Consider the following 20,635-nt stretch of genomic DNA (forward strand, 5'->3'; position numbering starts at 1 on the left):
ACTTTTAAATTTAGCATCCTTAATACATTAAAACCCAGTTCCTAGCGCTTCCATACTTGCAGCTTGCTTGTATAAGAACATCTTCTTTATCACCACCATTATCTTCCATGTCAGCAATACTAGTTTGTAATTATAGAGACATTCCTATTAAGAAGAATAATCCCCGAAAAAGTAATTTGTTTTTAATTTTGTTGTTTTAGTTAATAATTGAGTTATTTTTTTTCATAGCAATTATTAAACAGAATTGTATCTATTTATTTTTTTATAAATTTTCCTGTTTTGTTATTGTTTTTTAAGTAGTAGACTCCAGGAGCAAGATTATTAATATCAATTCTACCAGAATTGTCTGATTTTAATTTTAAAACTTCTCTTCCTTGAATATCAATTATTTTAAAAAAAGTATTACTTAAATCAGGATTCACAAATAAATGGGTGTTTGCAGGGTTTGGATATAAAAGCAAGCCATTTTTGTTAATATCAATAACATTTAAAGAGCCTTCTACAATATTTATATTAAGTGCTTGCAGGGTTATATGTTTGTCTCCATCACTTGAGTAAAAAGTTATCCATAACCAATAGAAATCTCCACTTGGTAAATCTGCAGTTGGTATTGAGTTTTCTAAAGAAATAGTTGCTGTAGAGGTTCCTGATTCAGTATCTAATGCAGAAGCATCTACTACTAAATAATCATTTTGAGGAACCCAACCAGCATTTAGGTGTCTTAACCAATATTTAATTCCACCATATTCTTTAGCAATAACTTTATGGCCAGAGCCTGCATGGTAATTTGTGGTTATCACTAAATCACCTACAGTACTAAATGCAGTTGTTGTGTATTTGGAAGCATCATCAAAAGTTAAAGAAGCAGTTACGCTTTCTGTAACTGTAATTTCCGCGGTATCGGTTTTGGTGCCATCTGTTGTAGTTGCCGTTATTGTAGCGGTACCACTTATAACACCGGTAACCTGTCCGTTTGAATTTACAGTTGCAACTGCGTCATCAGAACTAGACCAAGTTATTGTTAAATCGTCTGCATTTGCTGGAGTAATTTCTGATGTAAGTGTTATTTTTTGTCCACCAACTATATCCGCAGTTTCTGGAGTTATTGTTATAGATGCAATATTAATTCCATACCAAGCAACTACATTTATAGTAGCAGAACCAGAAATGGTATTTGCAGGAATAGAAGTTGCCGTAATTGTAACTGTACCTTCCAGTACTCCTGTTACATTACCTTCATTATCTACAGTTGCAATTGTTTCATCACTAGAAGACCAAGTAACATCTTGACTTGCATTTACTGGTAAGAAAGCTAATGATAAACCTTCATCCTCACCAACTCTTACTTCTAATGGGTTAGGTGTTATTGTAATATCTGTTGGATCTACAGTATTAGTATCTATTGTTTTATTAACGCCTTCATCAAGAATGGTTAACATTTCACCATCTCTCCATCTTACTTCTACTTTAACAATATGATTTTCTTGTCCTAAGCCAAAATGCGCAATGTTTAATAAACTTTGCGAATGTGCTTCACCAGCAGAACCAACTCTTCTTTTAAATGTTTTATTATCTGTAGTTACCGTAATTTCTGCACCTAATGGATCTACATTAGAATTTGGAGCATAACCAACATTTACAGTTACATAATTGTTGCTATTAGACATATTATTTTTATACATATGCCAAAGACCATATTCATCATCACCATTTAGAATGTCTAACTTTCCATCTTGATTATAATCAAAAGCTTGCCCCATATCTCCATGACTAGAAGCACCTCTGTTATTTGCAGTATGAGAAGTTGTAATTTCAAATTTACCTTGTCCTGTATTTAGTAACATGTAATCTGAAACTCTATTTGTTAAATACCCAAACCGATACACATATAAGTCTTCAAAACTATCATTATTAAAATCTCCTTTAGTTACACCCCAATGATTTCCTCCCTTAGGGATATTCCAAGCATCAGAAACATTGGTATAAGTCTGATTGTTATTCATTAATAGTACATCTTGGTAGTTTCTGTTGTTTGGTATCCAACCAGTTGGTGTAAATTCTGTTACATCATCAATTCTAGCATGAATAGACCAAAATATATCTGCATTACGAACAAATTCCATTTTCCAAACACCATTTCCTGTATGACCAATGTAGAAACCGTTTTCCGTTCTTGCAGTTGGCCAACCATCTGCAGCAGCTTGTGTTATTTCTAAAGTAGTTGTTTTATCCGCTATGGTGTTTTCTTGCTTTGCGCTTCCTAGAAACACAGGATAACCGTCCGCATAAGCATTTCTCGTTACAAATTCGAAACCAGAAAGTGTAATTGAGTTGTCTGCTTTTACTTCAAAAGGTAAAGTTCCTTGGCTACCAGATACTCTCATATCTAACCTTTTTATTTGTGGTAAAAAGTCGGTAGCATTATTATCTGCAATTCCAAAATAGCCTTGCCCTTTCGCTAAATATAAATCTAAATCTCCATCATTATCTATGTCAATATCTGTCATAGATGTAATAGAATAACTACCAACTAAATCGGCTGGTAACCATGCTGTAGAAACATCCGTGAATGTGAAATCTCCATTTCCTTTCCAAATTGATAGTGGAGAGAAAATTACAATATCATCTATATGATCATTATCTAAATCTGTCAATAAAATTCTTTCTCCATTTGCATCTTCAACACCTGCAACGTTTATAGTTTCAAAAGTTCCATCGCCTTTGTTTCTATAGAAAATGTGTTGTTCCCCATTATCCCCATTTATTCCTTCAGCATTTATAAGTACTAAATCTAAGTCTCCATCAGAATCTAAATCTGCCCATCTAGGAGAACGACCTCTTGCTCCTTTTGTAATTCCTACAGCTGCATCACTTCTTTCTAAAGTACCATTATTGTTTTTGTAGAACACAGGAGGGGTAGGAGCGGATCCATTTCCACCACCTAAGGTGATCAGTAAATCTAAGTCTCCATCATTATCGTAGTCTGCAGCTGCAGAACCATGTAAATCCATTAATGTCCAAAGAGATAAATCTGTAGCGTTTTTTGTAAATGTTCCGTCACCATCATTCCAATACAATTTACTTGGTGAATCATTATGGTTATTTAAGATTAAATCATAATCACCATCATTATCCATATCTGCAATTGTTGGACCTGCGTATTTTAAACTTGGTTCATCTATAATTCCTGCAGCAGCAGTTTCATCTGAATATTCAGGAATTACTACATTAGAAACATCTGTTAAACTAAAACTATCTATTATTAAATCACTTCCTGTAGCTGCTAACTTTAATTCTGTTGCACCTGTTACAGAAAATTTTACAATACTATTTAAAGAAAAAGTGCCAGATCCTGAAACATCTATATTATCAGCAATAATTTTACCATCTGCATATAAAGAGAAATTTGCATAACTAGTAGCTGAGGTTAATTGAACGTCTAATCTTTTATATAAGCTACCAGAAACTATATAATTTGTTGTGATAGGAGTTAATGTTTGCAAAGTTGCAGGAACTGTTAAAATATCTGCAACAACAGGAGTTACTGTTGATGTTGGAGTCATTGCTATTTCATCTACAAAATAAACATCGTCAGCACCAACTGTACCTTCGTTAAAATGAATTCTTATATTAGATATCCATCCTCCAGCATTATTTATTACTGCGTCTGTATCATTACCAGAGAAATCAAACTCTACTTCTGTCCAAGTATTTAATGTTGTTGAAAAACTTTTAGTAATTTCAAAATGATTTACATTTCCATTTCCTAAATGTAAAGTGATATCAAAATCTGTTTGATTTTGAGAATATACCATGAATTTAAAAAACTTATTTGCAGATAAAACAAACCCTGTTTTTGTGGTATTTCCATTAAAAGCAAGCTGTAATGAGTTGTTTTTATTTGAACTAGCAGTTTCTGTATACTTAACAGAGTTCATTGTTGTATTAATGCCAGTGTTTTTAGGATTAACGACTAAAGAAATTAAAGGTACGTTTGGGTCTGTAAGCCATTCTGCTGCAGCGTCACAATCTGGTTTAGGATTATTAATATCATCAGTTTCAAAATCTGAAATTGATGTTTGTGCGATTAGACTTGATGTAAATGCAATAATAATTATAAGTAGTAATTTTTTCATAAAAAGTATTTTGATGCGGCAAAATACTTTTTTAGAGAAATATACTTGCGGCTGTGAACTCGTCAATAACTAAGTATATTGTAAATTAAGTGAATAATCAACTTGACAAAAACTTGACAATTAGAATGAAAAACATTAAAAACACTAGGTTTTAGGCTCTTTATTTTTAAAAATTAAAAAGTCAGTAATAACTTATTGTTTTTTTAAAACAATAAGTTACCTTTAGCTTGATAAAAGTATTTTTTGACTAAACCTTTTTTACATTTTACATTGATTTTATGAATTTAAAACCTCTTTTTCTTCTATTAATTAGTATTGTTGTTTTATTAAAACCTATTGATTTTTATGCGCAAGAGGAATCAAAAATAGCTAAGAAAATATATAATAAAGCATTTAGTTTAAAGAATTCTAATCCAGATAGTTCTGTTGTTTTGTTCGAGAAAAGTTACTCGCTTTATTTACAATCTAAAGATACCTTAAATGCTATACAAGCATTATTTCAAGAAGGTTTTGTTTTTGAAACGAGTGCTAAATATGCCAAGTCATATGATGTACTTTGGAAAGCATTATTGTTAATGGATAATATTGAAAATAATGGAGTAAAATCTGTTATTTATCATCGGTTAGGAAGGGTTTATAGTTATTATAAAAGAGAAGATAAAGCAATTGAGTTTTTAACAAAGGCATTAGGGTTACAGAAAAAAATGTTAGATTCTCGTGGTCTTAAAAACAAAGCAAGGTTAGTTTCATATTATTATTCTATTGCAGCTACCTACAGAGAGTTGAATAAGCCAGATTTAGCAAAAAAATATTTAGACTCAAGTTATCTCTATTATAGAGCAAAAGAATCTTTGACACCAAAATCTTATTTAGATTTTGAAAAAGCAATTCTGCTTACTAAAGAGCACAAAGAAAAAGAAGCTCTTAAGATAATGGAAGACATCTACCCTTGGTTTAATACGAATACACCATCTTATATGGTGCTTGTTTACAAGTATTGGGGAGATGCTTATAAGGGTTTAGGTGACGTTGATAAGAGCGAAAAATACTATTTAAAAGCATTAAAGGTTTCAGAAGAATATAAAAGTCATATAGATTTTACACCTTTAGTATATGAGAAATTATCCGACGTATTTTTATTAAAAAATAATTATCAAAAAGCTTTTAAAAACTTAAAAAAAGCTAAAGAGCTAGATCGTATTTTTTTTGATAGTAGAAGTAAGGAAAATCAGTCTTTATTAGAAATAAAAGATGATTACAGGTTAGAGAAAGAAAGACAAGAAAAAATAATTAAAGAACAGTATCTTAAGCATTTAGAGCAAGAGGATCAAATCATTAAGCTGCAAAGAATTATTCTTATCGGTTCTTTAATATTCTTACTTGTATTAGGTTTCTTCTTTTTTAAACATTTAAGAGCAAAACATCATGCAGAAAAAGAATTAATAAGAAAAACAAAAGAATTAGAAATAGAAAAAACCAAAGAACTATTGTCTCTAAAAAACAAAGAACTAGCTACTTCTGCATTACAATTGATAGAGAAAGATGAGTTCTTAAAAGAATTGAAAACAAGAGTTAGAGAAGGTGGCGATAAAGTAAAAATTCATGAAATAAATAAAGTTTTAAGGTCTGTCTCTGTCAATAATAATAAAAACTGGGATGATTTTAAGATGCGTTTTATAGATGTAAATAAAGAATTCTATGATGTTATTTTTGCTAAATTCCCTAAATTAAGTCAAGGAGATCAAAAAATTTGCGCTTTAATTAAATTAAACTTTTCTAGTAAAGATATGGCAAGATTACTTGGTATTTCTGTAGAATCAGTGCATACAGTAAGACATAGAATACGTAAAAAAATGAGCCTAGAAAGAAATGTTAATTTAGAAGAATACATTAATTCTCTATAGAATATAGGCTTTTACCAAACTGAACAACTTGACAATTACATTTAGTAAAGTTTTTGTCAAGTCTCTTTTCATTTATTTCCAAACTGTTTCATATACTTTTAACCTAAGAATAATTTTCTTGGGTTGAATTCGTATTTGTAAAAACCAAATTCATTTTAAAGAAGATTATTCTCTTAACAAAAGATAATAATTTAAAATTCAATAAGATGAAAGCAACACAATATGAAGGTAATAAAACCTTTAGTGTTATAGACAAGGAAATCGCAGCTCCAGAACAAGGTGAAGTAAGAATTAAAGTAGCTTATGTAGGAGTTTGTGGTACAGATGTACATATCTATCATGGAATGATGGATAAACGAGTAAATACACCAGAAACTATTGGCCATGAAATGTCTGGAGTAATTGATGCTGTGGGAGAAGGTGTTACTGGTTTTTCAGTTGGTGAAAAAGTAGTTGTTCGTCCGTTAGATGACAGAAAAGTAAAAGCATCAGACAAAGGTTTTAATCACATCTGTGAGGAATTAAAATTTATTGGAATTGATAGCCCAGGAGCAATGCAACAATATTGGAATGTTCCTGCATTTACACTTCACAAGTTAAAAGATACTACCGATTTAAAATTAGCAGCATTAATAGAACCTTTATCGGTAGCTACTCATGATGTTCGCTTAAGCGGATTAGTAAAAGGAGAAACTGCAGTTGTTTTAGGTGGTGGTCCAATAGGATTATTAGTTGGTTTAGTAGCTAAAGAAGTTGGTGCAGATGTAATTATTTCTGAAGTAAACCCAAAACGTATTGCAAAAGCAAAAGAATTAGGTTTTGATGCTGTAAGTCCAATAGATATTGATTTAGTGGAATATGTAAGAGAAAAAACTGACGGACGTTTAGCAGATGTTGTTTTTGAAGTTGCAGGAGTTCAACCCGCATTAGATGTAATGACTGAAGTTGCAGGTATTAGAGGAAGAATCTTGATGGTTGCAATTCATGGTGAGAAAAAACCGATTGATTTATTTAAATTTTTCTGGAAAGAATTAAAATTAATTGGAGCAAGAGTTTATGAAAAAGAAGATTATGAAAAATCGATCCAATTAATCACTGCAAATGAGTTGCCTTTCATCGATATGATTACTGATGTGCAGCCTTTAAGTAACATTCAACAAGTTTTTGAAAACATAGACAATAATCCTGACGGAATGAAAGTACTAATGGATTGTAGTTTATAACCTTAAGAAATAATAAAAACAAAAGAAAACATATAATGAAAGAATTATTTAATTTATCAGGTAAAGTCGCTCTTGTAACGGGAGGAACTCACGGAATTGGAATGGCTTGTGGGAAAGCTTTGGCTAAAGCAGGTGCTAAACTGTGTGTTAACGATATTGATGATGAAAAACTAGAATCTTGTAAAGCAGAATACGCTAAAGAAGGTATTGATGTTTTTACAATTAACTTCAATGTTTGTAGTGAAGAAGGTGTAGATAAAGGAATTAGTCAAATTGAAGCAGAAGTAGGTCCTATAGATATTCTTGTTAATAATGCAGGGATTATCAAGCGTATTCCAATTTTAGATATGCCAATTTCTGATTTTGAGCAAGTACTTAATGTAGATTTAGTTGCGCCTTTAATTATGGCGAAGCGTGTTGCTCCAGGAATGATTGAGCGTAGAGAAGGTAAAATTATAAACATGTGTTCTATGATGAGCGTTTATGGTCGTCAAAATGTATCAGCATATGCAGCAGCAAAAGGTGGTTTAAAATTATTGACTGCTAATATGTGTTGTGAATGGGCAAAATATGGCGTTCAAATAAACGGAATTGGGCCTGGTTATATAGCAACTGCTCAAACTGAACCGATTCGTATTGACGGTCACCCATTTAACGATTTGGTAATGACACGTACACCTGCAAACAGATGGGGAGAACCAGAAGATGTAGGTAATGCTTCATTATTCTTAGCTTCTAAAGCAGCAGATTTTGTTAATGGACAAGTTTTATATGTTGATGGAGGAATCCTTGCAAACTTTGGTTATGTAAAAGGAGAGAATGAAATTTAATATTTAATAAAACGGGTTTTTATAAATGCTGTAAAAACCCGTTTATTTTTTATTCCATAAAACAATGTAATGAGTACAAAAATAGCAAAGATAGAAACCAAATTATTTAAAGTTCCTTTAGCAGAAGTACTTTCTGATGCTAAACATGGAGACCATTTTCATTTTGAATTAGTAACCGTTACAGTTACTTTAGAAGATGGTAGTGAAGGAACTGGTTATACATATACTGGAGGTAAAGGTGGTCGTGCTATAAAAGCAATGGTAGAATACGATTTTACAGAAGCGCTAATTGGTAAAGATGGTGATGATATTGAAAGTATTTACGATTTTTTAGAATGGCACATTCATTATGTAGGTCGTGGCGGAATTGCTTCTTTCGCAATTTCTGCAATAGATATTGCTTTGTGGGATATCCGTTGTAAAAAACTTAATCAACCTTTATGGAAAGTTGCAGGTGGAACAAATAATACTTGTAAAGCATATTGTGGTGGAATTGATTTAATGTTTCCATTAGAAAAGTTGTTAAAGAATATGGAAACATATTTAGCAAATGGTTTTAATGCAGTAAAAATTAAAATTGGTAGAGAAAATTTACAAGAAGATTTAGATCGTATAAAAGCAGTAAGAGAATTTATTGGTCCAGATGTTACTTTTATGGTAGATGCTAATTATTCTATGAGTGTAGAAAAAGCAATTAAAGCAATTGAAGGTTTTAAAAAATATAATATTACTTGGTTTGAGGAGCCTACAATTCCTGATAACTACAAAGGATATGCAGAGATTGTTAATGCAACAGGTTTTCCTTTAGCAATGGGAGAAAACTTACATACTATTCATGAATTTGAATATGCTATAGAGCAATCTAAACTAGCATTTGTACAACCAGACGCATCCAATTGTGGAGGTGTTACAGGTTGGTTAGCTGCAGCAAAATTAGCAGACAAAAATAACATACCTGCTTGTTCTCATGGAATGCAAGAATTGCACGTAAGTTTAGTTTCTTCTCAGTCCAATGCAGGTTGGTTAGAAGTACATAGTTTTCCTATTGATGAATATACAATGAGACCTTTAGTGGTAGAAAATTATAGAGCTGTAGCACCTAATACACCAGGGGTTGGAGTAGAATTTAATTGGGACAAACTAGCTCCTTATAAGCAAAATTAATAGCATTAAATAAAATATATTAATGAGTACTGCAGTATCAATATTTGGAACTTTTAAAGAGCAAGAGGTAAATCTATTTTGTTTAAAAAACGCTAATGGGGTTGAAGTTAAAATAACCAATTACGGAGCTACAATTACTTCTATAATTACACCAGATAAGTCTGGTAAGCTAGAAGATATTGTTTGTGGTTTTAACAACTTTGAGAGTTATTTTTTAGAGGAATATAAAACAAACGCTCCATATTTTGGAAGTACTGTTGGAAGATATTGTGCACAAATTAAAGATTCTAAATTTAATCTAAACGGATTAACTTATCAATTGGCGACTAATTGTGGTAACAATAATTTACATGGAGGTGTTGAAGGTTTTGATAAAAAAATATGGGATGCTAAAATTGTAGACAATAATAATGAAGCAAGTGTTGAGATGTCTTTAGTTAGTGCAAATCTTGAAGAAGGATTTCCAGGTAATGTAATTATTAAAGTGGTTTTTACTTTAACAAATGCAAATGAACTTTGTATAGAATATAATGCAGTTCCTGATGAAGATACTCCCTTAGCAATAACGAATCATACATATTTTAATTTATCAGGTTTTAATAAATCAATAGAAAATCATGAGGCTACAATTTTGGCAAACAAAAAGTTAGCAATGGATGAAACAGGTTCAGCTCTAGATAAAATTGTACACCTAGATAATGAAGTTGATGATTTAAGAAGCCCTAAAAAAATTAAGGAAATACATAAAAAAATGAATGATGGGTTTGCTCATTATTACATTTTTAATAAGAGTGATTTTCAATTAAAAAAAGTAGCTAAATTTTTATGTGAAGAAAGTGGTAGATCGTTAGAAATATCAACAACAGAACCTGGTGTACTATTTTATACAGGAACGTATACTTCAGACAAATTAGAAAGAGAAAATGGTCAGAAATTTGGAAAATATAGCGGTTTTTGTTTTGAAACACAGAGATATCCAAATGGTCCAAATATTAAAAATTCACCAAAATCGATAACAAAAAAAGGAGAAGAATATAAAAGTGCAACTGTTTATAAGTTTAAATATTAAGAATAAAATTTAAATATGAGTATCGAAATAACAGACGAGCAGCAAGATTTCTTAGGAATTACTAATAAAGGTAAGTTAAGCGCAGCAAGTAAAAGAGCTTTAAAATGGCCAACAGATTTGGGTAAAGATTGGTTTTTTGATTATCAGATTGAAGATTTGAAAGGTGATTTAGCTTATGAAGAAGGAGTGGTAAGAAGAGATCCTAGTGCTATTATAAAGTTTGAAGGAAAATATTTTGTTTGGTACAGCAGAAGTATTGGGCCAACTCAAGGATTTGGAGGAAACATTGCTGAAGACAAAGTTTTTCCTTGGGATAGATGTGATATTTGGTACGCAACTTCTTATGATGGTATTACCTGGAAAGAAGAAGGTTTAGCTGTAGAAAGAGGTGAATCTGGAACTTATGATAATCGTTCTGTTTTTACACCAGAAGTTATGGAGCATGAAGGTATGTTTTATTTATCATATCAAACTATAACAGGAGATTATACAGTTCGTATAAAAAATGAAGTTGGTTTGGCTTGGTCAAATAAACCTTATGGTCCTTGGCAAAAAAGTGAGGAACCAATCTTAAAACCTGCTGATAATGGTATTTGGAAAGGTGAAACTCAAAATAGATTTGCAGTAGAGAAAAAAGGAGATTTTGATAGTCATAAGGTACATGACCCTTGTATTATACCTTTTAAAGGTAAATTCTATTTGTATTACAAAGGAGAACAAATGGGTGAAGCTATCACATTTGGAGGAAGACAGATAAGACATGGAGTTGCTATTGCTGATAACCCAAAAGGACCTTATGTGAAATCGGAATACAATCCTATTTCAAATAGCGGACATGAAATTTGTGTTTGGAAATATAATGGAGGTATTGCATCATTAATCACTACTGATGGACCAGAGAAAAATACGGTTCAATGGTCTCCAGATGGCATTAATTTTGAAATTAAAAGTGTTATTAAAGGAGCTCCTCATGCAATAGGTTTAAACAGATCTGTAAATCAAGAAGTTCATCCTACTCATATTTTACGTTGGGGTTTAACACATAAATATATGAATGATGATTATCAATATATCCAAAGGTTTACAACTTGGGAAATGACACATCATACTGCAAAAGGAGAAAAAATAACATAGTAAAAAACGAATTAACTAAAACTAAAAATATGTCAACTAACAAATTCTTTGTAATAAAAATTGCAGCTATTGTTGCTTTGGGTGGGTTTTTATTAGGTTTTGATGCTTCAGTAATTTCTGGAGTCGTAAAATTTATTGAACCAGAATTCAATCTAACAAAACTACAATTAGGTTGGGCAGTAAGTTCAATTACTTTAACAGCAGCAGTTGGAATGCTAATTGCTGGCCCAATGAGTGATAAACATGGACGAAGAAGAATTTTAAAATTTGCAGCCATATTATTTACAATTTCTGCTGTGGGTTCTGCCTTAGCAGGGAATTTCTTTTGGTTAATTATTTTTAGAATGATTGGTGGTTTTGCTGTTGGTGCAGCATTAATTATAGCACCAATGTATATTGCTGAAGTTGCGCCTCCAGAAAAAAGAGGTCAATTAGTTTCTTTCAATCAACTAAACATTGTATTGGGTATTTCTATCGCATTTTTTACAAACTATTTAATTCTTAAATGGGGTAACTCTGATGCAGAATGGACTAAAACGTTAGGTTTTGATAAATGGAATTGGAGATGGATGTTAGGTTTAGAAGCTGTTCCTGCAATTTTTTATTACTTAGGGTTAAATTTGGTACCCAAAAGTCCAAGGTGGTTAATGACTCAAAATGAGAAAGAAGAGGCTTTAACAATCATGAAAAAGGTGGTTTCTGAAGAAGAAGCAGTTTTACAAATGAATGCAGTAGAACAAAATATCCATGAAGATAAGAATAAAGCAAAATCTAAGGTTAGTGATTTGTTTAAAAAATCAATGCGTAAAGTAATTATCATAGGAATAATTGTTGGTGTTTTTCAACAAATAGTTGGTATTAATGCTGTTTTGTTTTATGCCCCAATGATTTTTGAACAAACAGGTATTGGTACAGATGCATCCTTTATACAGGCTGCTTTAGTAGGTGTAACAAACCTAGGTTTTACAATAGTAGCGATGCTAGTTATTGATAAATTTGGAAGAAAACCTTTGTTAATTATTGGAATGGCAGGGATCTCTATTTGTTTATTTTTATTAAGTTATGGATTTAATGATGCTACTTATACGCTTTCACAAGAAGCAATAGCAAATCTTCCAAAAGAAATTAATCATGACCAAATTGTGCAACTTCAAGATAAAGTATTTGAAAACGATCTTGACTTTAAAGCTGCAATAGTTTCAACTTTAGGTGAAGAAAGTGCAAGAATACATGAGTCTACCCTTGTTACAGCTTCTGCCAAAATGAATACGCTTTTAATTCTTATCGGAATTATAGGATTCGTTGGGGCATTTGCAATGTCTATAGGTCCAGTAATGTGGGTGCTATTTTCAGAGTTATTTCCAACTAAGATTAGAGGTATTGCTATTGCATTTGTTGGGTTTATAAATCTTGGTGTTGGCTTTTTAGTTCAATTGTTATTTCCTTGGGAATTAGCATCGCTGGGTAATGCAGGTACATTTTTACTTTTCGGAATATTTGCAGTGATAGGTTTCGTCTTTATTTGGTTAAAAGTACCTGAAACTAAAGGAAAATCTTTGGAAGAATTAGAAGAAATGTTAGTTAAATAATTATGTATTTAGCTAAAGATTAATAAAATGAAAAATATATCAACTTTACTTATTTGTGTTATAATATTGCTTTCTTGTAAACAAGAAAAGCAACTATTTGTAGGCGTTAATCCAAATGCTTTAAAAGTAGATATAATTGTACCAGAACATGGTATGGCAGATCCTCATGCTTGGGTTAAAAATGATACCGTTTTTATAATTGCTGGTCATGATAAATCCTGGGATGCAAAAAGTGCTTTTCCAATGGATAGATGGGAAATTTGGTCATCCGCAGATTTAATAAATTGGAATTTCCATAAAAGTATTCTACCTACTCAAACTTATATTGGTGATCAACCAAATTGTTGGGCAGGTGATATTTGTGAACGAGATGGAAAATATTATTGGTTTTTTTCAAATCGAAATATAGATACTGGTGTTATGGTATCAGATAAAATAGATGGAGAATACAAAGATTTATTAGGAAAACCTTTATTACCAAAAGGAATTGTACCTGTCAATCCATATGACCCAGAAATATATATAGAAAACGATGTCTACACTATTTGTTTTGGAGTGAACACCTATTACATGGCCACATTATCTAAAAATATGAAGTCTTTAGAAAGTAAACCAACTTCTATTTCTGTTATTGATGCAACAGGAAAAGAAATTTCTACAGATGATAAACCAACGTTATTTAAAAGAGGAGATTGGTATTATTTAGTTTATGGGAACAAATATGCAATGTCTAAAAAATTATATGGTCCATACAATTTTAAAGGAGCTTTCTTAGCAGGGGGTCATACAAGTTTTTTTCAATGGAAAGACCAGCAATGGTATGTGTTACAAGAAAATCATGACATCAGTGCTTTTTATCGCGGAGCAAGTCTAAAACCTGTGTTCTTTAATGAAGATGGAACTGTAATTATCCCTAAGGATGATAGAATGTATCCCGGTCCTGGAAGAAACTGGAAGTTTGAAAACAGTACAATGGGTTGGAAATCATTACAAGGTACAACAGTAAATTTAAAAGAAAAAGGAATACTTACTGGTAATTTATCAGGCAAAAAAGCAATTATAGAAAGTGCGCCTTGGTTATATACAGATACGAGAGTTTGTAATAAAATTTCTTATACAATCAAAAATAATAGTGCTGCAACCGAAATGAAAGTAGCTATCTATTCTAGAAATGAAGATGCCAGTTTTTGGACTTCAGGTACAAAATCAATTGATTGGGAAAAACAAGAATGGATTACAATCCCAATAAAGTCAAATAGTACAGAATATGTAACATACATTATTAACCTTTTAGATTTTAAAGAAGTTAATGCTAGGTTAATGCAAATGGCAGTGCAACCTGCTTGTAATGCAGATAGTGGCACATGGGAAATTAAAAATATTTCTGTATTTTAAAAAATAAAAGAACTGCTCTAATAAAAACGATAAAAAATGAAGAAATTAACTAAAATAAAAACTTCAATGGATATTCTTCAAAAGAATAAATGGCAACTGATTATAGTAATTGGGTTGATTATAAACTTTAACTTCATGAGTTGTAATTCTTCTAAAAGTAATATTTCACAAAATGATTCTACAAATGAAGATGGTATGGTTTTATTTGACTTTGAGAATGAAACTCAAACTCAATTAGTAAAACCTCAAGATGCAACTTTCGAAATTATTTCATCAGAAAAAAATAATTATTTACAAGTTAACAACGGAAATACATTAAGAGAAACGGGCGTAAAATTAATGAGCCCTAACGGAAAACCTTGGAATTTGTCCTCTTACTATCAAGTAAAAGCAGATGTTTCTAATGTGGGTGATGAAAAAATGCAAGTAGAACTTTTTGTTGGTAATGATCCTGATGGGTTGTTAAGATGGTATTGTTCAGATTATATCGATTTAAAACCAGGAGAAAGTAAAACAATCACTGTTAATTTAGCTTGGACTCCTTGGATTTTTAAACCACAAATAAAGATTAATGGTTTACGTGGAGTTCCTGGACAGATTAAAGCAGATTTAACGAAAGTTACTGAGCTAACTTTCTGTTCTAGATACAATACAGAACCTAATAATTTTACAATTGATAATGTTAGAGCTGTTGGTAAATATGAAGAAAAAAGCCCTGATGGATTTTTACCTTTCATAGATAAATATGGACAATATAAACATCAAGATTGGAAAAATAAAATTCATTCTGATAAAGAAATTAAAGAATTTGCTAAGGCAGAATTAGCTTATTTAGAAAACGGTAAAGGGCCAAAAGATAGAGCCACTTTTGGAGGTTGGTTAAAAGGACCAAAATTAAAAGCAACAGGTTTTTTTAGAACAGAAAAAGTAGCAGATAAATGGTGGATGGTGGACCCAGAAGGATATTTATTTTGGACAGCAGGTTTAAACTGTGTCGCTTCAAACTCGGTTTTTACAGGTGTTTCTCAACGAGAAAATTATTTTGAATATTTACCAAAAAAAGACGATTCTTCTGCTCAGTTTTATCAAGAAGTAGATTATGCAACCCATGGTTTTTATAAAGATAAGAGACCATATAAAACGTTTAACTTTTATCAGAATAATTTATATAAAAAATATGGTGATGATTGGTTAAAAACATTTCAAGATGTTGCTCATAAAAGAATAAAAGATTGGGGGATGAATACCGTTGGTTTTATGTCTGATATAGGAGTAACAAAACAAAAAAGGACAGCATATGTTGGTTCTATTTGGATAAAAGATACACCTAAAATAAAAGGTTCAGAAGGTTTTTGGGGAAAGTTTCATGATGTGTTTGATCCTAATTTTAGAATAGCTGTTAGAAATTCTGTAGAATCTCAAAAAGGAGGAGCTAATGATCCTTGGTGTTTAGGTTTTTTTGTTGATAACGAATTGTCTTGGGGGCAGTTAGGTTCTTTGGCTGTTGGTACTTTAAAAAGTCCAGAAAATCAACCTGCAAAGATAGAATTCATCAATGATTTAAAAAAGAAATACAAAATGGTTAATGCTTTAAACATCTCTTGGAAATCGTCTTATAAATCTTGGGAACATTTATTAACATCTACAGAAATACCTAATAGAGAATTCGCAAAAACAGATTTAGTTAATTTTTATAAGAGAATTGCAGAAACATATTTTAGAACTATTAATGAAGAGTTAAAATCGGTTGCTCCAAATCAAAACTATTTAGGTTGCCGATTTGCTTGGGCAAATAATGATGTTGTTTTAACAGCTGCGAGTCATTATTTAGATATTATGAGCTTTAATAAATACGAATATAGCATTGCAGATTTTTCGTTACCAAAAGGAGTTGATAAACCAGTTATGATTGGTGAGTTTCAGTTTGGTGCTTTAGATAGAGGAAGTCTACATGTAGGAATTAAAGCTGCAAAAGACCAAACAGAAAGAGGAGAAATGTTTAAAAGTTATATACAAGGAGCATTAAGAAACCCAAATATCGTTGGTGCTCATTGGTTTCAATATATAGATGAACCAAATACTGGACGTTTTGATGGAGAAAACTATAATGTAGGTTTTGTTGATATTACAGACAATCCTCATGAAGATTTTATAGAAAAAGTAAAAGAAACTACCTATTCTATGTATGAATATAGAAAGAATAACAATTTAGAAAACAAGAATTCTAATCAATCATTATCAAAAAAATAAAAACCATGAGATTAAAAAAACGATATATAAAAACAAATTTAATTATTTTATTGATAACTACGATAGTTATAGTTGCTTGCGGAAGTAGCTCAACAGAGCCCGAAGAACCACAAGAAATAAACGATACACCATCAGCAGTTGATGACACTTTAAGTGTTGATGAAAATAGTAGCTCTGGGACTTCAAATCAAGTAAATGTAGCTTCAAATGATCATTTAGGAAATGATGGTGGAGGTACTGATAATTATAGTATAAAAACTGATCCAACTAATGGTACTATAACTGAAGTAAGTGATGGTGTTTTTGAATATATCCCTAATGCTGATTATTTTGGAGATGACAGTTTTGCATATAATATAACAGATGTTGATGGTGATGTAGATTCTGCATCGGTTGCAATAACTGTAACAAAATTTGCACCAAGTGCTAGTGCTTTTAGTAATATTGATCCAAGTCTTCCTTCATTTGTTTCTATTGAAGATACAACTCCAACAGATAAAAAATGGGTAAAGTTTGAATCGATGTCTGATGAATTTGATTCTTGGGATAGCAGTAAATGGTTTAAATCTACTTGGAATTATCCTGCTCCCGTTTACATGTCTCAGTCTATACAAAACTCAGGAGTTACAGACGGTAAATTGTGGTTAAAAGCAACTTTAAATGAAAGTAACCCTGATGGGAGATGGTTTCAAACAGCAAGAATTCATTCTATAGCTGAAACACAATATCCTATGTACACAGAAGCTAGAATAAAATCTTCTCACATTTCTGCCTACAATACATATTGGTTAAATAATGGTGATATTAATAACAGAGATGAAATTGATATTATCGAGAACAACTCAAAACCTTCTTGCAATGGTTGTCAACCTGAATTTCCAACAAGAATGAATTCGCAATATTTTCATGCTGATGCAAGTAAATCTCCAGTGGAAATTAGAGATGAAGACAATTTTATAAACACCAATTTATCAAATAATAATCCTTTAAAAGGAGTAAAATGGAATGAAGCATATCAAACTTTCGGAGTTTGGTGGAAAGATGCTAAACACATTCAATTTTACTTAAATGGAGAACCTGCTGGAAGTGTTGTAGTAGGTGAAGATAGAGGGGGACAAACATATGCAGGTCGTGAATTTACGCGTGATTTAGAAATAATATTTGATTTATGGACGAATGAAGGAAACTATCTAGGTGGTCTTCCTCCTAAATCAGATTTAGGTGATGATACAATTAATACCATGAGAATTGATTGGGTAAGAACATGGAAATTAGAAGATAAATAAGAATATAAAAATAGAGATAAATGAAGAATATTAGTCAAGAAGAAAGAGACTACTTAGCTGAACAAGGCAAAGAGTCTAACGAAAAAGTTGTTTTTGATTTAAGTGGAAACAAATGGCAATTTGAAGGTATAAGGCCAGACGAAGGTGTTAAAGTTGGTTTTCATGAGTTAAACTTTGATATTACAGGAGATTCATTTAATTGGTCTTTTGCGAAAGTTCCTGGAGATGTGTATACAGATTTATGGAGAGCAGGTAGAATAGAGGATCCGCATTTTGGAAGAAATAGTGTAAAAGCAAAATGGGTTCCAGAAAATGAATGGTGGTATAAACGTCAGTTCGATGTACCTAAAAACATGTTTGAGAAACACATTCAATTGGTTTTTGATGGTGTAGATTTTGGATGTGATGTTTGGTTGAATGGAAAATTTTTAGGTTCTCATGAAGGAATGTTTTCAAAATTCAAGTTTGATGTATCAGAAGATATTCGTTTCGAAAACTTGCGTTTCGGAACCAATGTTTTAATGGTTCGTTTACATCCAGCACCAAGAAGATATAGTCAAGTTGCAGGACGTAAACCTGCGTGGCATGGAGATTATTGGGTAAGTTTACCTCCAACAGGAATTTGGAAACCAGTTTATTTAGAAGCAACAGGTAAGGTTACTATTGAAGATACGTATGTAAAACCGGTTATATTAACTGAAGATTCTGCTCGTTTAGATGTAGAAATTGAGTTAAAAAATCATGAAGATGCTGAAAGAGAAATAGCTATTAACATTGAAGTTGAAGGTGAAAATTTCGAATCTAAAACGTATCAAGTTCAGCAAAAAGTTAAAGTTTCTAAAGGAACTAATAACTATGAAATCAGTTTAGATATTGATGGTGCAAAACTTTGGTGGCCTTGGGATTTAGGAGATCAAAACTTATATAATGCTAAAGTTACTGTTATTGAAGGTGAAGATACTTTATTAGACACAACAGATACTTCTTTTGGAATTCGTGAAGTAAAAATGGTACACAATCCTGGGTTTACTTTAGAACAGGTAGAAAATCCTTGGACAGTTATGATTAATGACAGACGTCATTTTATGCGTTCAGGAACTTGGGGAGGACCACCAGATATTTTTATGGGTCGTGCACATCCAAGTAAATATGTAGAGTTAATTCGTTTAGCAAAAGAATGTAACTTTAATAACTTAAGAATATTTGGTTGGCATCCAGAAGAAATTCCTTTATTCTACAAATTATGTAACGAAGCAGGTATTACAGTTTGGCAAGATGTTTTACCATTAGCAAGTTTGTCTTTACCAAAAGATGAAGAATTTAAACAAGCTGTTTTTGCAGAAGCTATTTCATCTGTAAAAGCGCAACGTAATCATCCTTGTTTAGTGTTATTAGAAGGTTCAGAAGAATTGTTTATGACAGCTTCAGACCCAGAACACAATTTAGAATTTGTAAATGCACTTGGTGAGGCTATTAAACCTTATACACCTTTACATTTTATACCTTCTTCACCTTTAAGTGATGAGGTTGGTTTAAATTTAGGTTTTAAACCAAACGAAAGTTTCCATGCGAATGATTTATTCTATGGTGAAGGAGAGTTTGTAATGGAAGAATATTTCCCTAGTTTAGATTTTGCAGTAATTCCTGAATTAGCAATTTCTTCTTGTCCGAATGTAGAAAGTATTAAGAAGTTTATTCCTGCGGATGAAGTATGGCCTCCAGGACCAAGTTGGGGACACCATTGGACAGATTTTGATGCACTAAGAACTTTAAATTTTGAAGTTTTAGGAGATCAAAGTAGAGATGGTTTAGAAAAATTTGTTGAAGCTACTCAAATTTCACAAGGGGTTATTTTTCAATATGCATTAGAGCATTTTAGAACGAGAAAACCTAAAACAAGTGCTGTTTGTATTTGTCACTATATCACTTTTGCTCCAGATATGAAATGGGGAATTGTAGATTATTATCAAGAGAAAAAATTATCTTTTGACTATGTGAGAAAAGCATATCAACCTGTTTTAGTTACGATGAAACACAATAATAGACGTTGGTTACCAGGAGAAGAATTTAAAGGAGAATTATGGGTTGTAAATGATTATTATAAATCATTTAAAGACTGTAAAGTTACTATCAAATACTTGGATAATAATAAATCTGTATTCAAAGTAGAAACGTTTGATATTTCTGAAATTGGAGGAGATAGTTCAGGGAAATTTGTTGATGTTTCCTGTAAAGTTCCAGGAGTAATAGGAGATAAATTCTATACAGAAATTTCTCTTGTTGATGCAGATGGAAATTCTATTTCTGAAAATGACTATATGTTATTAGTAGCAGATAAAGAAAAAGATAGAAAAGAATTAAGAGCTATTGGTTTAGAAGCTTTTGAAACGAAGGAAAAATTTGGTTGGGCTAGTTACTTTAGATATTACCCTAGTTTAGGTGGTGAAGATGGAGTTCCAGAAGCGGATCAAAAAATGCCAATTGCAAGAGGTTTTGAGTAAAAAGTAAAGCTTATTTTATAATTTTAAAAGGGATAATTCAATTTTATATTGAGTTATCTCTTTTTTTTTTCTCTAATTTCCCTAAAATTAAAAATAGTTGTAAAGGTCTTAGGTATTGATTTTTAGTGAGTTTTATGCAGTTTTTGTTGAAGTA

The 20,635-nt window shown here is 31.5% G+C and carries 12 protein-coding genes; 11 read left to right on the forward strand and 1 reads right to left on the reverse strand.

The features are described from left to right. Positions 1-254: 254 nt before the first annotated feature. A complete protein-coding gene (locus GQS58_RS03415) occupies positions 255-4,136 on the reverse strand; it encodes an Ig-like domain-containing protein (protein WP_166382851.1) in 3,882 nt (1,293 codons plus the stop codon). Positions 4,137-4,414: 278 nt separating this feature from the next. Here GQS58_RS03415 and GQS58_RS03420 point away from each other — a divergent pair, with 278 nt between their 5' ends. From GQS58_RS03420 to GQS58_RS03470, 11 genes are all read left to right on the forward strand, one after another. After that, positions 4,415-6,040: a tetratricopeptide repeat protein gene (locus tag GQS58_RS03420; protein WP_166382853.1), complete on the forward strand. Its 1,626-nt coding sequence runs from the start codon at positions 4,415-4,417 to the stop codon at positions 6,038-6,040. 206 nt (positions 6,041-6,246) lie between these two features. Then, positions 6,247-7,263, forward strand: a complete 1,017-nt coding sequence (locus GQS58_RS03425; protein WP_166382855.1) for a zinc-dependent alcohol dehydrogenase — start codon at positions 6,247-6,249, stop codon at positions 7,261-7,263. A 35-nt stretch (positions 7,264-7,298) separates the two neighbouring features. Beyond that, on the forward strand, positions 7,299-8,093 hold the full coding sequence (locus GQS58_RS03430; RefSeq protein WP_166382878.1) for a gluconate 5-dehydrogenase: 795 nt from the start codon (positions 7,299-7,301) through the stop codon (positions 8,091-8,093). Between the two features lie 69 nt (positions 8,094-8,162). Next, positions 8,163-9,257: a mandelate racemase/muconate lactonizing enzyme family protein gene (locus GQS58_RS03435; RefSeq protein ID WP_166382880.1), complete on the forward strand. Its 1,095-nt coding sequence runs from the start codon at positions 8,163-8,165 to the stop codon at positions 9,255-9,257. A gap of 22 nt (positions 9,258-9,279) precedes the next feature. Next, positions 9,280-10,326 carry an aldose epimerase family protein gene (locus GQS58_RS03440; protein ID WP_166382882.1) on the forward strand — a complete coding sequence of 349 codons (1,047 nt, stop codon included), beginning with the start codon at positions 9,280-9,282 and terminating at the stop codon, positions 10,324-10,326. Between the two features lie 15 nt (positions 10,327-10,341). Then, positions 10,342-11,460, forward strand: coding sequence for a glycoside hydrolase family 117 protein (locus GQS58_RS03445; RefSeq protein ID WP_166382884.1), 1,119 nt, complete (start codon positions 10,342-10,344; stop codon positions 11,458-11,460). Further along, on the forward strand, positions 11,415-13,049 hold the full coding sequence (locus GQS58_RS03450; RefSeq protein WP_262887947.1) for a sugar porter family MFS transporter: 1,635 nt from the start codon (positions 11,415-11,417) through the stop codon (positions 13,047-13,049). Before GQS58_RS03445 ends, GQS58_RS03450 begins: the two co-directional genes overlap by 46 nt. Positions 13,050-13,076: 27 nt before the next feature. Then, positions 13,077-14,444, forward strand: coding sequence for a family 43 glycosylhydrolase (locus tag GQS58_RS03455; RefSeq protein ID WP_166382888.1), 1,368 nt, complete (start codon positions 13,077-13,079; stop codon positions 14,442-14,444). Positions 14,445-14,480: 36 nt separating this feature from the next. Then, positions 14,481-16,694, forward strand: a complete 2,214-nt coding sequence (locus tag GQS58_RS03460) for a beta-agarase (RefSeq protein ID WP_240914554.1) — start codon at positions 14,481-14,483, stop codon at positions 16,692-16,694. A 5-nt stretch (positions 16,695-16,699) separates the two neighbouring features. After that, positions 16,700-17,980 carry an Ig-like domain-containing protein gene (locus GQS58_RS03465; protein ID WP_166382890.1) on the forward strand — a complete coding sequence of 427 codons (1,281 nt, stop codon included), beginning with the start codon at positions 16,700-16,702 and terminating at the stop codon, positions 17,978-17,980. Between the two features lie 20 nt (positions 17,981-18,000). Continuing rightward, positions 18,001-20,481: a glycoside hydrolase family 2 protein gene (locus GQS58_RS03470; RefSeq protein WP_166382892.1), complete on the forward strand. Its 2,481-nt coding sequence runs from the start codon at positions 18,001-18,003 to the stop codon at positions 20,479-20,481. Positions 20,482-20,635: the final 154 nt, after the last annotated feature.

The organism is Polaribacter sp. 11A2H (assembly GCF_011379025.1).
Classification (GTDB): domain Bacteria; phylum Bacteroidota; class Bacteroidia; order Flavobacteriales; family Flavobacteriaceae; genus Polaribacter.

Excerpts from the sequence above, each read along its gene's own strand:
- GQS58_RS03415 (WP_166382851.1), bottom strand. The coding sequence starts at position 4,136 with ATGAAAAAATTACTACTTATAATTATTATTGCATTTACATCAAGTCTA.
- GQS58_RS03420 (WP_166382853.1), top strand. The coding sequence starts at position 4,415 with ATGAATTTAAAACCTCTTTTTCTTCTATTAATTAGTATTGTTGTTTTA.
- GQS58_RS03425 (WP_166382855.1), top strand. The coding sequence starts at position 6,247 with ATGAAAGCAACACAATATGAAGGTAATAAAACCTTTAGTGTTATAGAC.
- GQS58_RS03430 (WP_166382878.1), top strand. The coding sequence starts at position 7,299 with ATGAAAGAATTATTTAATTTATCAGGTAAAGTCGCTCTTGTAACGGGA.
- GQS58_RS03435 (WP_166382880.1), top strand. The coding sequence starts at position 8,163 with ATGAGTACAAAAATAGCAAAGATAGAAACCAAATTATTTAAAGTTCCT.
- GQS58_RS03440 (WP_166382882.1), top strand. The coding sequence starts at position 9,280 with ATGAGTACTGCAGTATCAATATTTGGAACTTTTAAAGAGCAAGAGGTA.
- GQS58_RS03445 (WP_166382884.1), top strand. The coding sequence starts at position 10,342 with ATGAGTATCGAAATAACAGACGAGCAGCAAGATTTCTTAGGAATTACT.
- GQS58_RS03455 (WP_166382888.1), top strand. The coding sequence starts at position 13,077 with ATGAAAAATATATCAACTTTACTTATTTGTGTTATAATATTGCTTTCT.
- GQS58_RS03460 (WP_240914554.1), top strand. The coding sequence starts at position 14,481 with ATGAAGAAATTAACTAAAATAAAAACTTCAATGGATATTCTTCAAAAG.
- GQS58_RS03465 (WP_166382890.1), top strand. The coding sequence starts at position 16,700 with ATGAGATTAAAAAAACGATATATAAAAACAAATTTAATTATTTTATTG.
- GQS58_RS03470 (WP_166382892.1), top strand. The coding sequence starts at position 18,001 with ATGAAGAATATTAGTCAAGAAGAAAGAGACTACTTAGCTGAACAAGGC.